General features: G+C 71.2%; 18 protein-coding genes and 1 pseudogene. 6 read left to right on the top strand and 13 right to left on the bottom strand.

The genetic code is table 11. The features are described from left to right. Positions 1–27: 27 nt before the first annotated feature. The 6 genes from AC07FA_RS16535 to AC07FA_RS16510 all read right to left on the bottom strand — a co-directional run bounded on the left by AC07FA_RS16535 (position 28) and on the right by AC07FA_RS16510 (position 5,105). Positions 28–429: an ACT domain-containing protein gene (locus tag AC07FA_RS16535; protein ID WP_479076166.1), complete on the bottom strand. Its 402-nt coding sequence runs from the start codon at positions 427–429 to the stop codon at positions 28–30. 10 nt (positions 430–439) lie between these two features. Further along, entirely contained in the window at positions 440–1,060 is a 621-nt protein-coding gene (locus tag AC07FA_RS16530) for a CGNR zinc finger domain-containing protein (protein ID WP_479076165.1), read from the bottom strand. Positions 1,061–1,129: 69 nt separating this feature from the next. Next, complete coding sequence (locus tag AC07FA_RS16525; protein WP_479076163.1) at positions 1,130–2,296, bottom strand: thiolase domain-containing protein; 1,167 nt, start codon at positions 2,294–2,296, stop codon at positions 1,130–1,132. After that, positions 2,289–3,341, bottom strand: coding sequence for a thiolase domain-containing protein (locus tag AC07FA_RS16520; RefSeq protein WP_479076162.1), 1,053 nt, complete (start codon positions 3,339–3,341; stop codon positions 2,289–2,291). Before AC07FA_RS16520 ends, AC07FA_RS16525 begins: the two co-directional genes overlap by 8 nt. Then, positions 3,342–4,289 carry a Zn-ribbon domain-containing OB-fold protein gene (locus AC07FA_RS16515; protein WP_479076161.1) on the bottom strand — a complete coding sequence of 316 codons (948 nt, stop codon included), beginning with the start codon at positions 4,287–4,289 and terminating at the stop codon, positions 3,342–3,344. A gap of 15 nt (positions 4,290–4,304) precedes the next feature. After that, positions 4,305–5,105 carry a crotonase/enoyl-CoA hydratase family protein gene (locus tag AC07FA_RS16510; protein ID WP_479076159.1) on the bottom strand — a complete coding sequence of 267 codons (801 nt, stop codon included), beginning with the start codon at positions 5,103–5,105 and terminating at the stop codon, positions 4,305–4,307. Between the two features lie 168 nt (positions 5,106–5,273). On the opposite strand from AC07FA_RS16510, the gene AC07FA_RS16505 reads away from it, so the two are divergent. Beyond that, entirely contained in the window at positions 5,274–6,890 is a 1,617-nt protein-coding gene (locus AC07FA_RS16505; protein ID WP_479076158.1) for an acyl-CoA synthetase, read from the top strand. 13 nt (positions 6,891–6,903) lie between these two features. Here AC07FA_RS16505 and AC07FA_RS16500 read toward each other — a convergent pair whose 3' ends face one another. Then, entirely contained in the window at positions 6,904–8,439 is a 1,536-nt protein-coding gene (locus tag AC07FA_RS16500) for an alpha/beta fold hydrolase (RefSeq protein ID WP_479076156.1), read from the bottom strand. A gap of 110 nt (positions 8,440–8,549) precedes the next feature. Continuing rightward, entirely contained in the window at positions 8,550–9,110 is a 561-nt protein-coding gene (locus tag AC07FA_RS16495) for a TetR/AcrR family transcriptional regulator (RefSeq protein WP_479076155.1), read from the bottom strand. A gap of 117 nt (positions 9,111–9,227) precedes the next feature. Between AC07FA_RS16495 and AC07FA_RS16490 the strand changes: the two genes are divergently transcribed. Together AC07FA_RS16490 and paaK are read left to right on the top strand one after the other, a co-directional pair. Then, positions 9,228–9,695 carry a nuclear transport factor 2 family protein gene (locus tag AC07FA_RS16490; RefSeq protein ID WP_479076153.1) on the top strand — a complete coding sequence of 156 codons (468 nt, stop codon included), beginning with the start codon at positions 9,228–9,230 and terminating at the stop codon, positions 9,693–9,695. Positions 9,696–9,812: 117 nt separating this feature from the next. After that, a complete protein-coding gene (paaK, locus tag AC07FA_RS16485) occupies positions 9,813–11,111 on the top strand; it encodes a phenylacetate--CoA ligase PaaK (RefSeq protein ID WP_479076152.1) in 1,299 nt (432 codons plus the stop codon). A 99-nt stretch (positions 11,112–11,210) separates the two neighbouring features. On the opposite strand, the gene AC07FA_RS16480 is transcribed toward paaK, so the two are convergent. From AC07FA_RS16480 to AC07FA_RS16470, 3 genes and pseudogenes are all read right to left on the bottom strand, one after another. Further along, positions 11,211–11,600, bottom strand: a complete 390-nt coding sequence (locus AC07FA_RS16480) for a DUF6281 family protein (protein ID WP_479076151.1) — start codon at positions 11,598–11,600, stop codon at positions 11,211–11,213. Between the two features lie 236 nt (positions 11,601–11,836). Beyond that, positions 11,837–12,010, bottom strand: a pseudogene (locus AC07FA_RS16475) (IS481 family transposase); the annotation flags it as partial. A 319-nt stretch (positions 12,011–12,329) separates the two neighbouring features. Continuing rightward, a complete protein-coding gene (locus AC07FA_RS16470) occupies positions 12,330–13,841 on the bottom strand; it encodes an acyl-CoA synthetase (RefSeq protein WP_479076149.1) in 1,512 nt (503 codons plus the stop codon). Between the two features lie 155 nt (positions 13,842–13,996). Here AC07FA_RS16470 and AC07FA_RS16465 point away from each other — a divergent pair, with 155 nt between their 5' ends. Next, positions 13,997–16,408 carry a penicillin acylase family protein gene (locus AC07FA_RS16465; protein ID WP_479076147.1) on the top strand — a complete coding sequence of 804 codons (2,412 nt, stop codon included), beginning with the start codon at positions 13,997–13,999 and terminating at the stop codon, positions 16,406–16,408. Positions 16,409–16,530: 122 nt separating this feature from the next. Continuing rightward, positions 16,531–17,766 carry a GDSL-type esterase/lipase family protein gene (locus tag AC07FA_RS16460; RefSeq protein ID WP_479076146.1) on the top strand — a complete coding sequence of 412 codons (1,236 nt, stop codon included), beginning with the start codon at positions 16,531–16,533 and terminating at the stop codon, positions 17,764–17,766. A gap of 6 nt (positions 17,767–17,772) precedes the next feature. On the opposite strand, the gene AC07FA_RS16455 is transcribed toward AC07FA_RS16460, so the two are convergent. Together AC07FA_RS16455 and AC07FA_RS16450 are read right to left on the bottom strand one after the other, a co-directional pair. Further along, entirely contained in the window at positions 17,773–19,323 is a 1,551-nt protein-coding gene (locus AC07FA_RS16455) for an acyl-CoA synthetase (protein ID WP_479076145.1), read from the bottom strand. Further along, positions 19,320–20,429, bottom strand: a complete 1,110-nt coding sequence (locus AC07FA_RS16450; protein ID WP_479076143.1) for a nitronate monooxygenase — start codon at positions 20,427–20,429, stop codon at positions 19,320–19,322. Before AC07FA_RS16450 ends, AC07FA_RS16455 begins: the two co-directional genes overlap by 4 nt. A gap of 197 nt (positions 20,430–20,626) precedes the next feature. Between AC07FA_RS16450 and AC07FA_RS16445 the strand changes: the two genes are divergently transcribed. Beyond that, positions 20,627–22,516 (top strand): serine hydrolase domain-containing protein, encoded by a 1,890-nt coding sequence (locus AC07FA_RS16445; RefSeq protein ID WP_479076142.1) that lies wholly within the window; start codon positions 20,627–20,629, stop codon positions 22,514–22,516. Positions 22,517–22,550: the final 34 nt, after the last annotated feature.

Genomic DNA, 22,550 nt, shown 5'->3' with positions numbered 1-22,550 from the left:
GGGACGGGCCGCCGCCCGGTGTGCGGGTCAGGCCGACTCCGCGGCCAGCCGCTCCAGCACGCCCACGGCCTCGGCAGCCCGCTCGTGGGGGACGAACAGGTGGTCGTGGTGGTAGCCGGCGACCACATTGCAGCTCAGTCCGGCATCCGTCAGGGCGAGAGCCACGGCGGCGGTCAGCCCTACGGCGTCCAGCGCCGAATGGACCCGGAGGGTGATCCAGCCGGCCACGTAGTCGTGCGCGAGACCGGCCGCGTCCGCTTCCGCTTCCGCCAGGACCAGGGTCAGCCCTTCGCGCTCCGCGACCGTGACGACGGGGGTGGTGCCCTCGGGCACCACCCCGTCCGGCGCCGTGGTGAATACGTAACGGCCCGGGTTGAGCTCGGGCCGCATGCTCCTCAGCAGGGTTCTCAGATCACGCTCGCCAGTCATGGGCGCCAGGCTACGGTCGCGCTGCGCGGTGGCGCTCATGGTGGCGGGCCACCCGGGCGCGATTGCCGCAGGAGGGTGTGCACCACTCCTGCCGGGGGTGCTCCTTGAGGAAGTAGCGCACGCACCTCGGCGCGTGACAGGCGCGCAGGGCGTTCCGGTCCGGGCCGGCGAGGAAGCCGATCGCGGCGCGGGCGAGGGTGGCCGCCACGATGTCCGGACCGGGCCCGGGGGTGGCGGTGGCCGGGCGGTCGGCGGACGTCGGTTCGCCGCCCTCCGGCCACTCCAGGACCGGCACGGTGGGGACGGCGGCAGCGGCGGCGTTGAGCCGTTCCAGTGCCTCGGCGACGGGCGGCAGCCGCCGCGCGTCGGCCGTGCTCGGCTCACCGGGGCGTACGGCGTGCGCGAAGAGCGCGCGGACCGCGGCGCGCAGGGCCCGGACGTCGCCGAGGGTGGCCGCGTCGGCCTGCCAGCGGTCGCCCGGCACCCCGCCGAGGGCCTCGGGGTGTTCCCGGACCCAGTGGGTGAGGCCCGCGGGGGTGTCGAGGTCGTCGGCGACGCCGCCCTGTCCGTCGTGGCGGACGGTGAGGGCGAGACCGAGGGTGAGCCGGGTTCCGGGCCGGGTGTCGGGCATGGCCCTGACGATAGCGCCGGCCCCGGCCCTTGAGGCCCGCCATCTGCGCCGTCCCGGGGAGGCGCCCGTTCAGCTCTCCGGAGGGCGGGACCCGACGAGCCACATCGAGAAGAACTGCGCCCCTCCGCCGTACGCGTGACCGAGCGCCTTCCGTGCCCCGTCGACCTGATGATCGCCCGCCCGTCCGCGTACCTGAAGGGCGGCCTCCGCGAAGCGGATCATGCCGGAGGCCCCGATGGGGTTGGTGGACAGGACCCCGCCCGAGGGGTTCACCGGCAGATCGCCGTCGATTTCGGTCGCACCGGACTCGGTGAGCTTCCAGCCCTCGCCCTCGGCCGCGAAGCCGAGGTTCTCCAGCCACATCGGCTCGTACCACGAGAACGGGACGTACATCTCGACGGCGTCGATCTCCCTGCGTGGATCGGTGATGCCCGCCTGCCGGTAGACATCGGCCGCGCAGTCCTTTCCGGCCCGCGGCGAGACGAAGTCCTTCCCGGCGAACAGCGTCGGTTCACTGCGCATGGCTCCGCCGTGCACCCAGGCGGGCGGATGCGGCGAACGGGCCGCCCCGGCCCGGTCGGTGAGGATCATGGCGCAGGCGCCGTCGGACGAGGGGCAGGTCTCGGAGTAACGGATCGGGTCCCAGAGCATGGGGGCGGCCTGGATCTTCGCCAGGGTGATGTCCGGGTCGCGGATGTGCGCGTACGGGTTGAGCAGCGCGTTGCGCCGGTCCTTGTACGCGACGAGGGAGCCGACCGTGTCGGGCGCTCCGGTGCGGCGCATGTACGCGCGGACGTGCGGTGCGAAGAAGCCGCCCGCACCGGCCAGCAGCGGCTGCTGGAAGGGGACGGGCAGCGAGAGCCCCCACATGGCGTTCGATTCGGACTGCTTCTCGAAGGCGAGGGTGAGAACGGTGCGGTGGACGCGGGCGGCGACGAGGTTCGCGGCGACGAGCGCCGTGGAGCCGCCGACCGATCCGGCGGTGTGGACGCGGAGCATGGGTTTGCCGACGGCACCGAGGGCGTCGGCGAGATAGAGCTCCGGCATCATGAGGCCCTCGAAGAAGTCGGGAGCCTTCCCGATGACGACGGCGTCGACGTCGGCCCAGGTCAGTCCGGCGTCCTCCAGCGCGCGTACGGCGGCCTCGCGGACCAGTCCGGCGATGGAGACGTCGTGCCGGGCGGCGACGTGCTTGGTCTGGCCGACGCCGACGACCGCTACGGGTTCCTCAGACATGGGCGCTCTCCCCTTCCAGTACGGCGACCAGGTTCTGCTGCAGGCAGGGGCCCGATGTGGCGTGGGCGAGCGCCCGGTCGGACTCGCCGCGGTGGATGCGCGCGGCGGCTTCGCCGAGGCGGATGAGGCCGGTGGCCATGACGGGGTTGGCGGCGAGCGCGCCCCCCGACGGATTCACGTCCACGTCGTCGCCCAGTCCGAGTGCCGTGCGCAGGACGACCTCCTGGGAGGTGAAGGGGGCGTGCAACTCCGCTGTGTCCACCGGGCGTTCGAAGGCACCGGCGCGTTCGGCCGCGAGCCGGGTGGAGGGTGAGTCGGTCAGATCGCGGACGCCGAGGGCGTGGGCCTCGATGCGGTGGTCGATCCCGCGTATCCAGGCGGGGCGGGCGCACAGGGCGCGGGCCGTGTCCCCCGCGGCGAGGATCACGGCCGCCGCGCCGTCGCCGATGGGCGGGCAGTCGCCGGTGCGCAGCGGTTGTACGAGATAGTCGCCTGCCGGGACGCTGCCGCTGAGCTGGGCGTGCGGGTTGGCCGTCGCGGCGGTGCGGCTGCGGGCGGCGATCCCGGCGAGCGCCGGTTCGTCGGTGGCCCCGGAATCGATGAGCGCCTGGGCCTGGAGTGCGGCGAGCGCGACGGAGTCGGGCCAGAGGGGGGCGACGTAGTAGGGGTCGAGCTGGCGGGTGAGGACATCACGGACCTCGCCGCACGAGGACTTGCCGTAGGCGTAGACGAGCGCGGTGTCCGCCTGGCCGGTCCGGATCTTCACCCATGCCTCGTAGAGGGCCCAGGCGCCGTCCATCTCGACGTGCGACTCGGAGATCGGCGGGTGGGCGCCGACGCCGTCGAGCGCCATGGTGAAGGAGAACGCGCGGCCCGCGAGGTAGTCGGTGGAACCGGAGCAGGTGAAGTCGATACCGCTGGCCTTCAGGCCCGTCGTGTCGAGGACCTGATGCAGGACGGGCATCAGCATCTCGACCTCGGAGAGTTCGTCGGTGCGCCGCCGGTGGTCGGTCTGCGCGAAGGCGACGATCGCCACGTCTCGCATCTACAGCAGCTCCTTGTACGTGTCGTAGTCGGCGTCGGGTTCGCCGGTGGGCCGGTAGTGGTCGGGGTGGCGGCTGCCCGGAGTCCAGACGGGTTCGACGCGCAGCCCCATGCGCACCTGGTCGTAGGGGATGCCTCCGATCCGCGCGTGCAGGGCGAGGTCGGCGCCGTCGAGGGCGATGTGGGCGTAGACGTAGGGGACGTCGATGGCGGCGTTCTTCGCCTTGATGTTGACGATGCAGAACGTCGTGACGGTGCCGCGCGGCCCCACCTCGACCCGTTCGTCGGTGGCGACTCCGCAGGTGGGGCAGGCGCCGCGCGGGGGGACGTAGACCTTGCGGCACGCGGGGCAGCGTTCACCGACGACCTGCCGCCCGGCCAGCGCTTCGAGGTAAGCGCTCTGGGCGCGGCCGGGGTGGTACGTGTAGTCGAGCCGGGCCGGTGTGACGATCCCGGTGACCGGGTCGGCGAACTCACCTGTGTGCGGCACGGGTTGTGGGTTCGCGCTCTCGCTCTCGTACGGTTCGAAGCAGGCGATGTCCGTGATGGCGCCGGTGCGGGCCGGTGCCCAGCGGATACGGACCCGCATGCCGGTGCGGACCGCTTCGGGGCCGGGTGCGTCCAGGACGTGGAGCAGCGCCGTGTCGGCGCCGTCGAGCCGGACGAGCACCCAGGCGAACGGCGTACCGAGGGGCTGGTCGCGGCGCGGGGCCGGGTTCCAGGCCCAGGTGGTGACGGTGCCGGTGGCCGCGACCTCGACGAGGTCGCTGATCTCCTCGGCGGTGACGGGGTCGTATTCGACCGGTGGGACGAGGATCTTTCCCCGGCGGGTGCGGACACCGAGGACGGTGCGCTGGCGCAGTCCGGTGAGGAAGGCGCTCTGGACGGGGCCCAGCGAGCGGGTGAAGGGGAACTCCACCACCAGGGGTGCGCTGAGGACGTCGGGCACGGTTGTCTCCTTGGTTCAGGAGCGCCGGTAGACGGGCGGGCGCTTCTCGGCGAAGGCGCGGGCGCCTTCCTTGGCGTCGTCGGTGGCGAAGACCGGCCAGCCCCGTTTCAGTTCGGCGGCCAGGCCCTCGCTCTCGGTCATCTCCGCGGTCTCGTACACCGACGCCTTGACCGCCTCGACCGCGAGGGGTCCGCAGGCGTTGATCTGCTCGGCGACGCGGAGTGCCTGCTCCAGCGCGGTGCCGTCGGGGACGACCCTGCCGACCAGGCCGACGGCGGCGGCTTCCTCGGCGCTGTACGGGCGCCCGGTGAGGAGCATTTCGAGGGCGTGGGTGCGGGCGATCTGGCGGGGCAGCCGCACGGTGGAACCGCCGATGGGGAAGAGGCCCCGCCTGACCTCGAAGAGGCCGAAGGTGGCGCCCGCGCCGGCGATGCGGATGTCGGTTCCCTGGAGGATCTCGGTGCCGCCCGCGACGCAGTGACCTTCGACGGCGGCGATGACGGGTTTGCGGGGGCGGTGGTGGCGCAGCATCGCCTTCCAGTGCAGATCGGGGTCGGCCTCCATCCGGTCCCGGTACCGCTCGCCCTCCATCCCCCGGCCCGCGAGGGCCTTGAGGTCCATGCCGGCGCAGAAGGAGCCGCCCGCGCCGGTGAGGACGACGGAGCGGACCGTGTCGTCCGCGTCCGCCGCGAGCCAGCCGTCGTACAGCCCGACGAGCATCGGCAGCGAGAGTGCGTTCTTCGCCTCCGGCCTGTTCAGCGTGAGCACCAGCGTGGCGCCTTCGCGCTGCACGGTCAGGTGTTCCGTACCGCCCATTGCCTGCCTCCAGTCTCAAGACCTAGAACAGGTTGCAGTAGGAGGGGCCGCAGTTCAATAGTTTTCTGACAGGCAGTCAGATTACTTCCGTGCCCCCTCTTCCCAGTTGCGCCGGTCGGCGCTCTAATGACCGCCGAGCCGTCAGTCACCCCGGGGTCAGGAGGAACGGTGGAGTTCAACCTTGCCGACCTGTTCGAATCGGTCGTCGACGCCGTCCCGGACCGTGAGGCGCTCGTCTACCTCGACCATCCCGGCTCCGGTGCCGAACGCCGTCTCAGCTACGCCCAGTTGGACACGGCAGCCAACCGGATCGCCCACCATCTGCTCGACGCGGGCATCCGCCCCGGCGAGCACCTGGGGCTGCATCTCTACAACGGCATCGAGTACCTCCAGACCGTGCTGGCCTGCCTCAAGGCCCGCATCGTGCCGGTGAACGTCAACTACCGTTACGTCGAAGAGGAGTTGGTCTACCTCTACCGGGACGCCGATCTCGCGGCGCTGGTCTTCGACGCCGAGTTCGACGAGCGGGTGACGGCCGCCGCTCCGCAGGCGACGAAGCTGCGCCATCTCATACGCGTCGGAGGTTGCGCCGCCGACGGGGCGGCCCGCCTCGATGCCGTGCCGTTCACCGGGGCGGAGGCAGCGGGCTCGCCCGCCCGCGGTTTCGCACCGCGCTCGGCCGACGACCTGTTCATCATCTACACCGGCGGTACCACCGGCATGCCGAAGGGCGTCATGTGGCGGCAGGAGGACCTGTTCTTCTCCGGTCTCGGGGGCGGCGCTCCGACGGGCGAGCCGGTGAAGACCCCGCAGGAGCTGGCCGAGCGGGTGGCCGCGGGCGGTGACGGCATCACCTTCTTCCCCACTCCCCCGCTGATGCACGGCACGTCCACCCTCACCGCCTTCATCGGCTTCAACTTCGGCCAGCGCGTCGTCGTCCACCGCAAGTTCGCCCCGGAGGACGTGCTGCGGACGATCGAGAAGGAGAGGGTCACGAGCGTGTCCCTGGTCGGCGACGCGATGCTGCGCCCGCTGATCGACGCGCTCAAGGGGCCGCTGAAGGGCGTGGACTGTTCGTCGATGTTCTCCGTCTCCAGCTCGGGCGCGATCATGTCGGACTCGGTCCGCGCGGAGTTCCAGGCACTCGTGCCGACGGTGGCGCTGCTCAACAACTTCGGCTCCTCGGAGTCCGGATTCAACGGCACCGCGACGGCCGACTCGGGTCCGGCGAAGGGCTTCCGGGTCCAGGTCAACTCCCGTACGGCGGTCGTGGACCCGGTGACGTACGAGCCGGTGGTCCCCGGCGAGCCGGGGCGGATCGCCCAGCGCGGCCACGTGCCGCTCGGGTACTACAACGACCCCGTCAAGACGGCCGAGACCTTCTTCCAGAAGGGGCCGGAGCGCTGGGTGCTGCTGGGCGACATGGCGACCGTCGACGACGCCGGCATCGTCACGGTCCTCGGGCGCGGATCGCAGTGCATCAACACCGGTGGTGAGAAGGTCTATCCGGAGGAGGTCGAGCAGGCGCTCAAGGCCCATCCGGATGTGTACGACGCACTGGTCACGGGCGTGCCCGACGCCCGGTGGGGCCATCGGGTCGCTGCCGTCCTGCAACTGCGCGAGGGGGCAGGACCGCTGGACCTGGACGCGGTACAGACGCACTGCCGCGCACGGCTGGCCGGATACAAGATTCCCCGCAGTGTCGTTCTCGCCGATCGCATACGCCGGTCACCGAGCGGCAAGGCGGACTACCGGTGGGCCAAGGCGTTCGCGGCGCGGAGCTGACGCCCCTGGGCTCTCACGCCAGGCCGAACGCCCAGAGCTCCGCGAGGAATTCCTCCGGCCGGGCGCTGTGCACCAGGTGCCCAGCGTCGATGGTGACGAAGCGGCAGCCGGGGATCTGTTCCGCCATCCAGGCGAGCTGTTCCTGGTCGATATGACTGCCGGGACCGCCGCCGATGACGAGCGTGGGCGCGGTGATCTCCCCGAGGCGCTCGCGGCCCGCCGGATCGGGTTCGTTGAGCTGGGCGTCGATGGACGGTACGACCGGCCAGTCGAAGTCGAGTGTCCCGTCCGGGCGTTCGGCCGGAGGCCGGGGCGGGTCCAGCGGGCGGAGCAGCGGGGCGTCCTCCAGGACGAGCCTGCCGATCAGTCCCGGTTCGCGCTCGGCGAGCAGGCAGGCGGCGACGCCGCCCATCGAGTGTCCGACCACGGTGGCGCCGGCGAGGTTGCGGACCTCCAGGAACGCGTGGAGGTCGTCACGGAAGAGCTCGAAGGAGTACCGGCCCGGCCAGTCGCTGAGGCCGTGGCCCCGGAAGTCGAGTGCGTACACCCGGTGTTCCCCGGCGAGCCGCTCGGCGACGAGGGTCCAGTCGCGGCTGCTGCCGCCCCGTCCGTGGACGAGGACGACGGGCGGAGCGGCAGGGTCGCCCAGGACGCGGTACGCGAGCCGGATGCCGCCCGCCTGCACACTGCGCACGTCCGGGTCGAGGAACGCGGTGACGGTGCGGACGAAGGCACCCGGGTCGTCGATCCACGGGTAGTGCTCGGCGCCCCGCTGCACGACGAACTCGCCGTGCGGGAAGAGGGCCGCGAGCTCCGTCGCCCGGTCGGGGCTCGGCCCTCCGTCGTACTCCCCCGCGAGAACGAGCACCGGCGCGGCGAGCTCCCGCAGGGCGGCCACGACCGGCTCCGGACCGAACGCGCCCCCCTCGTAGAAGGCCTGCCGCGCCTCGCGGTTGGTCTGGCCGGCGGCCGACGCGGAGTGGGCCATGGCTGCCGCGTCCCAGCGTCCGTACGCGAACGGCTCCAGGGCGGCACGCACGTCGTCCACCGGGCTTCCCGCCCCGATCTCGTCGAGCGCGGCGCGTGCCGTCGCGTACCAGGGCTCGTGGCCGCGCAGTTCGGCCGCCTCGCGCCGGTCCTGCTCGGTCACGTCGATGCCGACGGCGCGCGTGCCGGGTGTGACGAGCGTGAGCGTGCGCAGGCGCCGCGGGTACCGGGCCGCGTACAGGATGGCCAGGTCACCCGAAGCGGAGTGTCCCAGCAGATCGATCCGCTGGTGGCCAAGGTGTTCGCGCAGCGCCTCGATGTCGTCGACGAGCCGGTCGCAGCGGTACGTCGACGGGTCGGCGGGGGCCGGGGAGTCACCGGTGCCGCGCAGATCGAGCAGGGCGAGCTGCCGCCCGGCCGAGAGTCCGCCGAGATCCCCGAGGCAGGCGCTCGCCCGCATCGGCCCGCCAGGCAGGCAGATCAGGGGGCTGCCCTGCGGGTCGCGCTCCCCCACGAGGTGGTAGGCGAGTTCGGTCCCGTCGTAGGCGTGGAAGATCGGCATGCGTGCCATCCAAACAGGCGGGCCGCGCGGGCGCAGTCGGCCGGGGCGACGGGGCCGGGCGGAATGCGAGGTTCGGCGGCCGCTGTGCAGGCACGTCTGCCCGTAGCGAATCAGGCGGGGGCGGTGGCCGCCAGCAGCAGCGCCGCCGCCTCCTTGGCCCGGTGCGCGGCCGCGGGGGTTCCGGAGACGGCCGCGATGGAGATGGCGCCTTCGGCGAGCAGCGCGAAGGCGTCCACGCACGTTCCGGGCCGCCCGGAGGCGACGACGAGGGCGGCGAGGTAGTCGCGGAAGGCGAGCTTGTGGGCACGGGCGACCGCGGCGACCGCCTGGTCGACGCCTCCGAGTTCGCCGAAGGCGTTGACGAACGCGCAACCGCGGAAGTCCGGCTGCGAGAACCACTGATGGAGCCAGTCGAAGACGGCCAGAATCCGGCTCTCCGGAGTGGGAGCGGCGTCGGCGTATGCGGCGAGACGGTCACGCCACCGGGTGTCCCGGCGTTCCAGATATGCCTGCACGAGCGCCGATTTCGAGGGGTAGAGGCCGTAGAGGCGCTTGAGCGAGAGGCCTGCGGCCGCCCGGATGTCGTCCATCGGGACGGCCTGGATGCCCCGTTCGTAGAACAGGCCTTCCGCGGCGTCGAGCAGCCCGGTCCGTGCCTCGGCCTGATCCACCGTTGCCTCCCCTTGCGTGAGAACGATCGTTCTCCTAGGCTACGGCACCACCGGGGAGAACGCACGTTCTCCCCTTTCGGAAGCCCCCTCCAGCCGGGGCAGCACCCAGGAGCCCTCATGAGCCCACGGCCACCCCTTCCGCCCTTCACCCACGCGTCCGCGGTCGAGAAGGTCCGCCTGGCCGAGGACGGCTGGAACTCCAGGGACCCGGCCGGGGTGGCCCTCGCCTACACCGTGGACTCCCGCTGGCGGAACCGCTCCGAGTGGGCCACCGGCCGCGAGGAGATCGTCGCCCTGCTGACCCGGAAGTGGGAGCGTGAGCTCGACTACCGGCTCGTCAAGGAGCTGTGGGCGTACGGCGACGACCGGATCGCGGTGCGCTTCGCCTACGAGTGGCACGACCGGACGGGGCGCTGGCACCGCTCCTTCGGCAACGAGAACTGGGAGTTCGACGAGAGCGGCCTGATGCGGGTGCGCCACGCGAGCATCAACGACGTCCCCATCGAGGAAGCCGACCGCCGCTACCGCTGGCCGCTGGGTCGCCGCCCCGACGACCACCCCGGTCTCACCGAGCTCGGCTTCTGACGCCCCGCCCCGGCTCGACCGCGCCACCCCCTTGCCATCCCCCGCGGCGGCCTGCGTTACTGCTCCCAGCAGGATCGACCGAATGATCGGTCGCCCGTTCGGGAGAGGAATATGCGCATGTCGGCACTGCTGGACGCCTCGGAACGACTCGGCCGCGGCGAGCTGGAGGCGTTGCAGCTGGAGCGGCTCCGCGCGACGCTGCGCCATGCGTACGACAACGTCGCCTTCTACCGGGCGGCCTTCGACAAGGCGGGTCTCCTGCCCGAGGACTGCCGCACGCTCGCCGACCTCGCCCGCTTCCCCTTCACCGCCAAGGCCGATCTGCGCGACAACTACCCCTTCGGGATGTTCGCGGTACCTCAGGACCAGGTGCGGCGTATCCACGCGTCCAGCGGCACGACCGGCCGTCCCACGGTCGTCGGGTACACCGACCGGGACCTGGACACCTGGGCGGACGTCGTCGCGCGTTCGATCAGGGCGGCCGGCGGCCGGCCCGGCCACACGGTCCATGTGGCCTACGGATACGGGCTGTTCACGGGCGGGCTCGGCGCGCACTACGGCGCGGAGCGGCTGGGCTGCACGGTGATCCCCGCGTCCGGGGGAATGACGGCGCGCCAGGTGCAGCTGATCCAGGACTTCCGGCCCGAGATCATCATGATCACTCCCTCGTACATGCTGACGCTCCTCGACGAGTTCGAACGCCAGGGCGTCGACCCGCGTACGACCTCGCTGAAGGTCGGCATCTTCGGCGCCGAACCGTGGACCGAGGCCATGCGCCGCGAGATCGAGGAGCGGTTCGCGATCGACGCGGTCGACATATACGGGCTGTCCGAGGTGATGGGTCCCGGTGTCGCGCAGGAGTGCGTGGAGACCAAGGACGGGCTGCACATCTGGGAGGACCACTTCTACCCGGAGGTCGTCGACCCGTTCACCGGCGAGGTCCTTCCGGACGGCGAGGAGGGCGAACTGGTCTTCACCTCGCTCACCAAGGAGGCCATGCCGGTGATCCGCTACCGCACGCGGGATCTGACCCGGCTGCTGCCGGGGACCGCGCGGGTCTTCCGGCGCATGGAGAAGGTCACCGGGCGCAGCGACGACATGGTGATCCTGCGCGGGGTGAACCTCTTCCCGACCCAGATCGAGGAGATCGTGCTGCGTACGCCGTCGGTGGCGCCGCACTTCCAGCTGCGGCTGACCCGCGAGGGGCGGCTGGACGCGCTGACGGTCCGTGCGGAGGCGCGGTCCGGAGCGAGCCCCGAGCAGCGCGCGGCCGCCGCCGCGTCGATCGCGGCGGCCGTAAAGGACGGGATCGGGGTGTCCGTCGGGGTCGAGATCGTCGATCCGGAGACGCTGGAACGGTCCGTCGGCAAGCTGAAGCGGATCGTTGACGAGCGGTCCGGGGTCGAGACGACCTAGGGCGGGTCCGCTCCCGAGCGTCACGTGGCTGCCCCAGTCCGGTGCGCGGGGTTCGGTGTGGCGTCAGCGCTGGAACCACACCGAACCCCGCGTGTCAGATCAGGAACCGTCGATCAGTTTCTGTACCTCGGGCGGGAGCTCCGAACCGGAGGAAACGGCGAAGAACCTGGCTGTCTCCGACGTGTCCCCAACGGCGATGGCGACCTTGGGAGAGATGCCGTCCACTTCGTAGGCAGTCTCCGTCAGACCGGCCGGCTCCTCGCTCTCGCCCTCCCCGCCGGTGTCTTCGCAGGGTGGTTCGGTGGCGACTCCGAGCTTCTTCCCCAGTGTGAAATTCACGTCCCCCACGTCTTGATAGGTGATGTCCTGATAGGTGTACTGAGCGACGCAGGAGGCTCCACCGCCACCGCTGTCGGCCGTGCACGCGGCTACTGACAACGCCATGGCCGCCGCCACTAACAAGCCGGCGGATCGCTTGGTCCAGCTCATGTGTTTCCCCCTCAGTAGACGCTGCGAAGAAGAGGAGTGCCGCCTCTTCTTGGGCGAGTGACCTCGCCCTCGCTCAGCACGGGAATGAGACCGTGCCCGGAGCGAGTTCCGCCCTTCGACGTCGGCACTTCGGATCAGGTTCCCCTGCCGCGCGCTTCTTCGGACCGGGATGTGATCTCGCAACGTGGGACAGCGGCAAGATCACGCTCAGGTCAGCCGGGGGGCGTCGGCCGCTAGCGGGTATGCCCGTCGACCGCCGCATGCAGGTACACGTGCCCACGACGCCCTGCTTGGGCAGTGCCCCCGGTCTTCGTCTTGGACCTGGCTGCCGCTCGGGCTTTGTCGGAGTGACGACCGTGGGCGCGCCGCCCGCCGCCGTTCGGGATGCGTCCGACTTTCCTCACGTCGACGGCCTTCCACGGAGAGGGTGCGTTGGCGTGGGTCATAGTCAGTACGGAGCTCACGAGTTGTACGCCCCCACGACGGTAAACGGTTCCGACAGTACCGGCGCTCCCACGGCGCGGCTGATCAGGTCTCGCAGCTGAGCGGCTTCCGGCAGTTTCACCAACGGATACTCAAGGCCCAGGACGAAGTCCTGCCCCGGCTCACTGGAGTACGCCGTGCGGACCACGCCCTTGGGTGATGCCGCGCGGAGCGCGGCGGCCGCCCTACCGCCAACAACTGCCTGACCCGCGACACCTGGACACTGCACGCCGGTCCGCACCCAGCCTAGGACGTGCCTGCGGCGAACCGGTCGCGCAGTTCCCTCTTGAGGATCTTTCCGCTGGCGTTGCGCGGGAGTTCGTCCACGAACAGGACCTTCTTCGGGGCCTTGAAGTGGGCGAGCTTCGCGCGGGCGTGCTCGATCAGTTCGCTCTCGGTCGCCTCCCCGCGCAGGACGACGACCGCGGTGACGGCCTCGATCCAGCGGTCGTCGGGCAGTCCGACGACCGCTGCCTCGGCGACCGCGGGATGGGTGTAGAGCGCATCCTCGACCTGCCGGGACGCGACCAGCACACCGCCGGAGTTGATGACGTCCTTCACCCGGTCGACGACCGTGTAGAAGCCCTCCGCGTCGCGTACGGCGAGGTCGCCGGAGTGGAACCAGCCGTCGCGGAACGCCTCCGCGGTCTCCTCCGGTTTGTCCCAGTAGCCCTGGCACAGCTGCGGGGAACGGTAGACGACCTCACCCGCCGTCCCGTCGGGGACGTCCCTCCCGTCCTCGTCGACCACCCGCGCCTCGACGAAGAGCACCGGCCGGCCGCAGGAGTCCATCCGCCCCTCGTGCTCGTCGGGGCCGAGAACAGTGGCGAGCGGGCCGATCTCGCTTTGGCCGAAGCAGTTGTAGAAGGCGAGGTCCGGCAGCCGTTCCCTGAGCCGCTCCAGCACGGGCACCGGCATGATCGAGGCCCCGTAGTACGCCTTGCGGAGAGCGCCGAGGTCGCGGGTGCTGAAGTCGGGGCGGAGGGAGAGGCCGATCCAGACGGTGGGCGGGGCGAAGAGGCTGTCCGCCCGCCCGGCCTCGACCAGGTCGAAGATAAGGCCCGCGTTTGGGGAGTCGAGGATGGTGTTCTCGGCGCCGACCGCGAGGTAGGGCAGCAGGAACACGTGCATCTGGGCCGAGTGGTAGAGCGGCAGCGAGTGCACCGGCCGGTCCGTGGCGGCGAGCCCGAGGGCGGTGACGGCGCTGACGTACTCGTGGACCAGTGCGCCGTGCGTCATCATCGCGCCCTTGGGCAGCGCGGTGGTGCCGGAGGTGTACAGCAGCTGGACGAGGTCGTCGGCGGAGGGCTCGTGCTCCGGGGTGAAGGGGCGGGGCGTGCTCAGCCGGTCCAGGAGCGAGTCCGGTGCGTCGCGCAGCGCGCGTACGGAGCAGGCGGCCGGGAGCCGATCGGCGAGGCCGGGGTCGGTGAGCACCAGGGCGCTGCCGGACTGGCCGAGGATGTACGCCAGATCGTCACCGGTGAGGTTCTGGTTGACGGGGACGTGCACGAGCCCGGCCCGTGCGCAGGCCAGGTAGCCGATCAGATAGACGTCGGAGTTGTGCGCGTACGCGGCGACCCGGTCGCCGGGACGCAGCCCGTGCTCGCCGGTCAGGACGGCGGCGGCGGTGCTGATCGCCGCGTCCAGGGCGGCGTAGGTCCAGGTCCGGTCCGCGTACCGCACGGCGGTGCGGTCGGGGGTGCGCCGAGCGCTGCGGGTCACGACACCGTCGACTGTGCTGCTGCGTACACCTGTCATGGCGTGATCCTGAGCGGCCGTGCGCCGGTGGTCAAGTACCCGGGGATACCGACCAGACGGTTGACAGGTACATGGATGTGCTGGCTGAGTGGCGCGTGGCTGCCCGGCCGACCCCGGGCAACCACCTTTTCCGTCCGCACAGTTGGGAGGACCCTTTGCCCCTCCGTAATCGTCTGAGACTCCTCGCGGTCTCCGGTCTCGCCCTGTTGACCGTCTCGGCGTCGCTGCCACCGGCCGCGGCCGGCGTCTCGCAGAACCGCCACCCGTCGGGCGGCGGGCTGTCCGCCGTCATCCGTTACACCGAGTACGGCATCCCGCACATCGTGGCGAAGGACTACGCGAATCTGGGCTTCGGCACCGGCTGGGCACAGGCGGCCGACCAGGTGTGTGTCCTGGCCGACGGGTTCCTCACGGTGCGCGGCGAACGGTCGGAGCGGTTCGGCGCGGACGCGGCGCCCGACGGCTCGCTGTCCTCCGCGACGAAGAACCTCTCCAGCGATCTGTACTTCCGCGGGGTGCGCGACAGCGGCACCGTGGAGAAGCTGCTCAAGCTGCCCGCTCCACGGGGGCCGAGCCACGACGCGAAGGAGATGATGCGCGGCTGGGCGGCCGGGTACAACGCGTGGATCGCGCAGAACCGGATCACCGATCCGGCCTGCCGGGGAGCTTCCTGGGTGCGTCCCGTCAGCCAACTCGACGTCGCGGTGCGCGGTTTCGCCCTGGCGGTGCTCGGTGGCCAGGGGCGTGGCATCGACGGGATCACGGCGGCCCTGCCGCCGTCCTCCGCCCCGGCGGCCCCCGGCGTGACGCCGGGTGAGGCGGCCGAGGCGGCACGGCGTCTGCTGTCCACGCAGAACGCCGACATGGGCTCCAACGCCGTCGCGTTCAACGGCGGGACGACGGCCGACGGACGCGGGCTGCTGCTGGGCAATCCGCACTACCCGTGGCAGGGCGGGCGCAGATTCTGGCAGTCCCAGCAGACGATCCCCGGCGAGCTGAACGTGGCGGGCGCCTCCCTGCTGGGCTCGGCGACCATGTCGATCGGGCACAACGCGGACATCGCGTGGAGCCACACCGTCGCGACGGGTGTCACGCTCAATCTGCATCAGCTGACCCTCGATCCGGCGGACCCGACCGTCTATCTCGTGGACGGCGAGCCCGAGCGCATGACGAAGCGCACGGTCACGGCGCCCGTGAAGGACGGCGCGCCGGTGACCCGTACCCAGTGGTGGACCCGGTACGGGCCGGTCGTCACCTCGCTGGGCGCCGGACTGCCGCTGCCGTGGACGGCGACAGCCGCGTACGCGCTGAACGACCCGAACGCGACGAACCTGCGCGCCTCCGACACGGCGCTCGGCTTCAGCAGGGCGCGCAGCACCGCTGGTATCGAGTCCGCGTTGCGCCGTACGCAGGGCCTGCCCTGGGTGAACACGGTCGCCGCCGACTCCTCGGGGCACTCGTTCTTCTCCCAGTCGCAGGTGCTGCCGCGGATCACCGACGACCTGGCGCAGCGCTGCTCCACCGCGCTGGGCAGGGCCACCTACCCCTCGTCGGGGCTCGCGGTGCTGGACGGGTCGCGGAGCGAGTGCGCGCTCGGTTCGGACCCGGACGCGGTGCAGCCCGGCATCTTCGGCCCGGGCCGCATGCCGACGCTGAAGGACACCCCGTACGTCGAGAACTCCAACGACAGCGCCTGGCTGACCCACGCCGGGCAGCCGCTGACCACCTACGAGCGGGTCTTCGGCACCATCGGCACGACGCGGTCCATGCGGACCCGCGGGGCGGTCGAGGACGTGGCGGCCATGGCGGAGAAGGGGCGGCTGACCGTCGCGGATCTCCAGCGCCAGCAGTTCGCCAACCGGGCGCCCGCCGGTGACCTGGTCGCCGCCGACCTCGCGGACGCCTGTGCGGCGCTGCCGGGCGGGGTGGCGACGGCCGGCGACGGCACCTCCGTCGATGTCTCGGCGGCCTGCCCGGTGCTGCGGAACTGGGACCGCCGCGTGAACACCGACAGCAGGGGCGCGCTGCTGTTCGACCGTTTCTGGCGCAGGGCGGCGTCCGTGCCCGCGGCACAGCTCTGGAAGGTGCCCTTCTCCGCGGCCGACCCGGTCCGTACACCGAACACCCTGAACACATCGGCTCCGGGCGTCACCGCGGCGCTCGCCGACACGGTGAAGGAGCTGCGGACCGCCGGAATCGCGCTGGACGCGCCGCTGGGCGGGCACCAGTTCGTCGTACGGAACGGGAAGCGCATCCCGGTCGGCGGCGGTTCGGAGTCGCTGGGCATCTGGAACAAGACCGAGCCCGTGTGGAACGCGGGGGCGGGCGGCTACACCGAGGTGTCGGCCGGTTCCAGCTACATCCAGGCAGTCGGCTGGGACGGCAGCCGGTGCCCGGTGGCACGCACCCTGCTCACGTACTCCCAGTCCTCCAACGCCCGGTCACCGCACTACAGCGACCAGACGGAGCTGTTCTCGGGCGAGCGGTGGGTGACGTCCCGCTTCTGCGAGAAGGACATAGCGCGCTCGCCCGGCCTGCGGGTGACGCTGGTACGCGAAGGCCGCTAGCCGGCCGGCGTTCATGTGGGGCCCGTCCGGCGCCGAACCGCCGGACGGGCCCCTCCCGCGTTTTCCCGCCGGGCGCCGGGAATTCATTTGCGGATCGGAAGTCACGTTGTCAGCCTGGGACGATGAGCGCTCAGCACGACGACCCCGCCCCCGGCTCCACCCCGCACGGGACGGAGTGGACCACCACGCCCATCACCGCAGCCCTCGTGCGCGGTGCGCTCGACCTGGAACACACCGAGCAGGGTGTGCTGCCGCACCGGCTGCCCGCCTGGGCCCGCGCCCAGTTCACGGACGGGCTGCTGGCCCTGGCGGAGGCCCAGCCCTCCGGCGTACGGGTGGTGTTCCGCACCCGGGCCACCACCGTCGAACTGGACACGCTCCGCACTAAAATGGGTTACGAGGGTGCCCCGCCCAGGCCCGACGGCGTATACGACCTGCTCGTCGACGGCCGCCCGGCCGGCCAGGCGCATACGACCGGTGGCAACGTCCTGACGGTGGACATGACGACCTGGGCTTCGGAATCCCGGCCGGGCCCGGTCGGCACGGTCCGGTTCACCGGTCTGCCCGACCGGCTCAAGGACGTCGAGATCTGGCTCCCCTGGAACGAGATCACCCACCTGGTCACCCTGCGCACCAATGCCCCCGTGGAGGCCGTGCCGGAAGGGGGCCGCAAGGTGTGGCTGCACCACGGCAGTTCGATCAGCCACGGCTCGGACGCCGCGAGCCCCACCACGACCTGGCCCGCGCTGGCCGCCCTGCTCGGCGGGGTGGAGCTGACCAATCTGGGTCTGAGCGGCAACGCCCTGCTCGACCCGTTCACCGCACGTGCCCTGCGGGACACTCCGGCGGACCTGATCAGCGTCAAGATCGGCATCAACCTCGTCAACGCCGACCTGATGCGTCTGCGTGCCTTCACCCCCGCGGTCCACGGCTTCCTCGACACCGTCCGGGAGGGGCATCCCGCCATCCCCCTGCTCGTCGTGTCACCCATCCTGTGTCCCATCCATGAGGACACCCCGGGGCCCAGCGCCCCGGACTTCAGCAATCTCGACGCCGGACAGCTCCAGTTCATGGCGGCGGGCGACCCGGCGGAACGGGCCGCCGGGAAGCTGACGCTCAACGTCATCCGGGACGAGCTCGCCCGCATCGTGAAGCAGCGGGCGGCCGACGACCCGAACCTCCACTATCTCGACGGCCGCGACCTCTACGGCGCCGCGGACTTCGCGGAACTGCCGCTGCCCGACCAGCTCCACCCGGACGCGGCCACCCATCGCCGGATCGGCGAACGCTTCGCGGCACTGGCCTTCGGCGACGGAGGACCGCTGGCAGGTCCGGGCGTACGTCCGCAGGCGGGCTGACGGAGGTCACATCGCGCGCGTGTGCCCTTCCCAGTACGGCTCGCGCAGGCGTCGTTTGTAGAGCTTGCCGTTGGGGTCGCGGGGCATCGTCGTGACGAAGTCGACGCTCTTGGGGCGCTTGTACCCGGCGAGCCGCTCTTCGCAGTGGCTCAGGATCTCTGCGGCGAGCGCGTCGCCGGGCTCCTGCCCCTCGGCCGGTTCGACGACCGCCTTGACCTCCTCGCCCCAGTCGGCGTGCGGGATGCCGAAGGCCGCCGCGTCGGCGACCGCCGGGTGGGTGAGGAGGGCGGCCTCGATCTCGGCCGGGTAGATGTTGACGCCGCCCGAGATGATCATGTCGATCTTGCGGTCGCGGAGGAAGAGGTAGCCGTCCTCGTCGAGGATGCCGAGGTCGCCGACGGTGAAGAAGTCACCGATGCGGTTCTTCGCCGTCTTGGTCTCGTCCTTGTGGTAGCTGAACCCGCCCGTGCTCATCTTCATGTACACGGTGCCGAGTTCACCGGGCGCGAGGCGGTTGGCGTCGTCGTCGAAGACGGCGAGTTCGCTGATGGGCCAGGCCCTTCCCACGGTGCCCGGCCTCTTCAGCCACTCCTCCGCCGTGGCGAACGCGCCGCCGCCCTCGCTCGCCGCGTAGTACTCCTCGACGCACCGGCCCCACCAGTCGATCATGGCGCGCTTGACGTGGTCCGGGCACGGCGCCGCCCCGTGGATGGCGTGCCGCATCGCCGTCACGTCGTACCGCTCCCTCACCTCGGCGGGCAGGGCGAGCAGGCGGTGGAACTGGGTCGGGACCATGTGGGTGTGCGTGCACCGGTGGGCGTCGATGGCCCGCAGCATCTCCTCCGGGGCCCACTTGTCCATCAGCACGAGGGGATGACCGATGTGCAGGGAAGCGCCCGCGAACTGGAGGACGGCCGTGTGGTAGAGCGGTGAGCAGACCAGATGGACGTTGTCGTCGAAGGGTCTGATGCCGAAGATGGCGAGGAAGCCGCCGAGGTGGCTCTCCTCGGGGAGCCTGCCGGAGAGCGGCCGCCGGATGCCGCGCGGACGGCCCGTGGTGCCCGAGGTGTAGTTCATGACCCATCCCAGGGTGCGGTCCTCGGGCGGGGTGTCCGGCTGTCCGTCGAGCAGTTCCCCGTACGGGCGGAATCCGTCGGGAGCGCCGACGGCGAAGCGGTGGCTCGCGGGGAGACCGGCCTCGTCGGCGGCGGCGGTCGCTGCGGCGGCGAAGCGTTCGTGGGCGATCAGGACCTTCGCTCCGGAGTCGGAGACGATCCAGGCGATCTCGGCGCCGACGAGGTGGTGGTTGACGGGCACGAGGTAGAAACCCGCCTGCGTGGCAGCCAGGTAGGCGGTGAAGAACTCGGCGCCGTTGGGCAGGACCACGGCGAACGCGTCTCCCCGGCGCAGTCCCGCCGCGCGCAGCCCGTGGACCATGCGGTTGGCAGCGGCGTGCAGTTGGCCCGCGGTCCACCGCGTTCCGTCGGGTGCGACGAGGATCGTGCGGTCCGGGTCGGCGGTGGCCTGGGCCCAGAAGCCGTTGGGGGGGTGGTTCACGGGGCGCTCCGTCCGGCGATGCGGTTGATGCGGTCCACGGCACGTTCGAAACCGCGGGTCAGGTCGTCGAAGACGGCGCGCACACTGCGTTCGGTGGTCATCGAGCCGACGATCTGGCCGACCGGTGTACCGAGCAGGGCGCCGACCTCGTACTTCTGGATTCTCGACACGGCGTCGGCGACCAGGAGGCCCTGGAGGGGCATGGGCAGGGTGCCGGGTCCTGCCTGGTCGTCCCAGGCGTCGGTCCATTCGGTACGCAACTGGCGCGCGGGTTTTCCGGTGAGGGCGCGGGAGCGGACGGTGTCGCCGGAGCCCGCTTCGAGGAGTTTCCGGGTGAGTGCGCGGGAGTGGAGGTCGGCTTCCTCGGTGGTGAGCCAGAGGGAGCCGAGCCAGACGCCCTGGGCGCCGAGTGCCAGTCCGGCCGCTATCTGTTCGCCGCTGCCGATGCCTCCGGCGGCCAGTACGGGGAGGGGACCGACGGCGTCGACGACCTCGGGGACGAGCACCATGGAGGCGATCTCGCCGGTGTGGCCGCCCGCTTCGTAGCCCTGGGCGACGACGATGTCGATGCCCGCCTCGGCGTGCCGGCGGGCGTGCTTGGCGCTTCCGGCGAGTGCGGCGACCAGGACGTCGTGGTCATGGGCGCGTGCGATGACGTCGGCGGGCGGCGAGCCGAGGGCATTGGCGAGGAGCTTGATCGGGTAGTCGAAGGCCACGTCGAGCTGGTTGCGGGCCACCTCCTCCATCCAGCCGGTGATGCGCCAGCCGGATGCCTCGCCCTCCGCCAGTTCGGGGACCCCGTGCTTGGCCAGGGTCTCCTGGACGAAACGGCGGTGGCCCTCCGGGATCATCGCTTCGACGTCGGCCTCCGTCACCCCCTCCACCTTCTTGGCCGGCATGACGACGTCGAGACCGTACGGCTTGCCGTCCACATGGGCGGCCATCCAGTCGAGGTCGCGCGCCAGGTCGTCGGGGGCCGTGTAGCGCACCGCTCCCAGTACGCCCAGTCCGCCCGCTCTGCTGATGGCCGCGGCCACCGCGGGGAACGGTGTGAAGCCGAAGATGGCGTGCTCGATCCCCAGGTTCCTGCTCAGCTCCGTCTCCATGGGCGGCAGGATGCCGCAGCCTGGCGGGCGAGGGAAGAGGTTTTCTGACGCCTTGTCAGATTCTTTGTTCCGTCAGGCGCGTACGGGGCGGCGGAGGTGACAGTAATCTCTGCGGCGGCAGGAAGTTTCACTGCCGGACGAGATTTCGAAAGTTACTTTCGCGCACGTGCTTCTACTGGGTGGGAGAGGGGTTCCGGATGACCGAGGACGCGAAGGACTCGCAGGACGCGGGAATCAGCCGTCGGAGGCTGAGCGGCGGGATACTGGCACTGGGCGGCGCGCTCGCTCTCGCACCGATCCCCTTCGCGGGAACGGCGGTCGGCGCGCAGCGGAACGCGGGAGCATCCGGCGCGCGGGTGGCGGACACAGGGTCGGAGGCCGGTACGGGCATGGGATCAGGGTCGGGGCGGCCCACGCTGCGTCGCGGTTCGGCCGCGCGCGCCGGACTGCTGCAGGAGCCACTGGACCAGCTCGTCGCCGATGCCGAAACGTATCTCGCGGACTCCCCCAAGCACCCCTGGTACGCGGGTGCGGTGCTGCTCGCGGGGCGGGGCGGCACGGTGGCGCTGCATCGGCCGATCGGCAAGGCGGTGCGCTATGCGGCCTACGACGAGAAGACCGACAGCGGCGTGGAGTTCCCGGCGGACCAGCAGATCGCGATGGCCGAGGACACGGTCTTCGACCTGGCGTCGGTGTCGAAACTGTTCACCTCGATCCTGGCGGTGCAGCAGATCGAGCGGGGTGAACTGGAGCTGGAGGCGACCGTCGCCTCGTATCTTCCCGACTTCGCGGGCGGCGGCAAGCAGGCCGTCACGATCCGTCAGCTGCTCACGCACACCTCCGGCTTCCGTGCCTGGATTCCGCTCTACAAGGAGCCGACCCGGGAAGGCAAGCTGCGCCTGCTGTGGAAGGAGGTGCCCGCCAGTGCGCCGGGTACCGCGTATCTGTACTCCGACCTCAATCTGATCTCGCTGCAACTGGTCCTGGAGAAGATCACCGGTCGCGCTCTGGATGTCCTGCTCCGCGAAGAGATCACCGCTCCGCTCGGGATGCACCGCACCCGGTACAACCCGCCCGCCACCTGGAAGCCGAAGATCGCAGCCACCGAGGACGCCCGGCTGCCGTGGTCGGGCCTGGAGCGCGGTCTCATCTGGGGTGAGGTCCACGACGAGAACGCGTTCAGCCTCGACGGGATCGCGGGCCACGCCGGCGTCTTCTCCTGCGCCTGGGACCTCGCCGTCCTCGCCCGTACGCTGCTCAACGGCGGTGTCTACGGCAGGTCCCGCATCCTGTCCGAGGACTCCGTGGAGCTGTTGTTCACCGACTTCAACACCGCGTTCCCGGGCGACGAGCACGGTCTCGGCTTCGAGCTCTACCAGCACTGGTACATGGGCGCGATGGCCACGCCGCGCAGCGCCGGGCACACGGGCTTCACGGGGACCAGTCTGGTCCTGGACCCGTCGACGGACTCCTTCCTGATCGTCCTCGGCAACTCGGTGCACCCGGTCCGCAGCTGGCGGTCCGGCAGTGCGCCCCGGGTGGCCACGGCGAACCAGATGGCGAGGGCCGTCGCCGTCACTCCGGCGGCGGGGCGCACAGCCTGGTTCTCGGGGATGGCGAGCACCACGACCGCCACCCTGTCCCTGCCCGCACTGGCCCTGCGCTCATCGCACCCGGCCTCCGAGCGGACCCGGCTGAGCTGCGATCTGTGGTGGGACACCGAGCCCGGTTCCGACGGGCTGTATCTGGAGGCTTCGGCGGACGCGGGGGCGACCTGGCAGCCGGTGCCGTTCACGACACTGCGCACGGAGGACGCGCAGGACACGTCCCCCGTTCCGCACCCCACGGGTTCCGTGTCCGGCTGGTCCGGCCGCGTCTGGCACCGGCTCGACGCGGACCTGTCGGCCTGGGGCGGGAAGGACGTCCGGCTGCGCTGGCGGTACAGCACGGACCGGTTGTACGTGGGACGTGGGGTGTACGTGGACCGCATCCGCGTCGAGGACGGCGACCGCGCGGTGTTCAACCAGGCACGGCCGAGCGACGCGCGGCGCATCGAGGCGGTGGGGTGGACGGTGTCGGCCGACTGAGGGCGGTGCGCCCGCGGGCCCGTCCGCCGGCACC

Source organism: Streptomyces sp. NPDC045968 (assembly GCF_056430475.1).
Note: the sequence above shows the minus strand (reverse complement) of the source record. Positions and strands in the feature narration are given on the sequence as shown.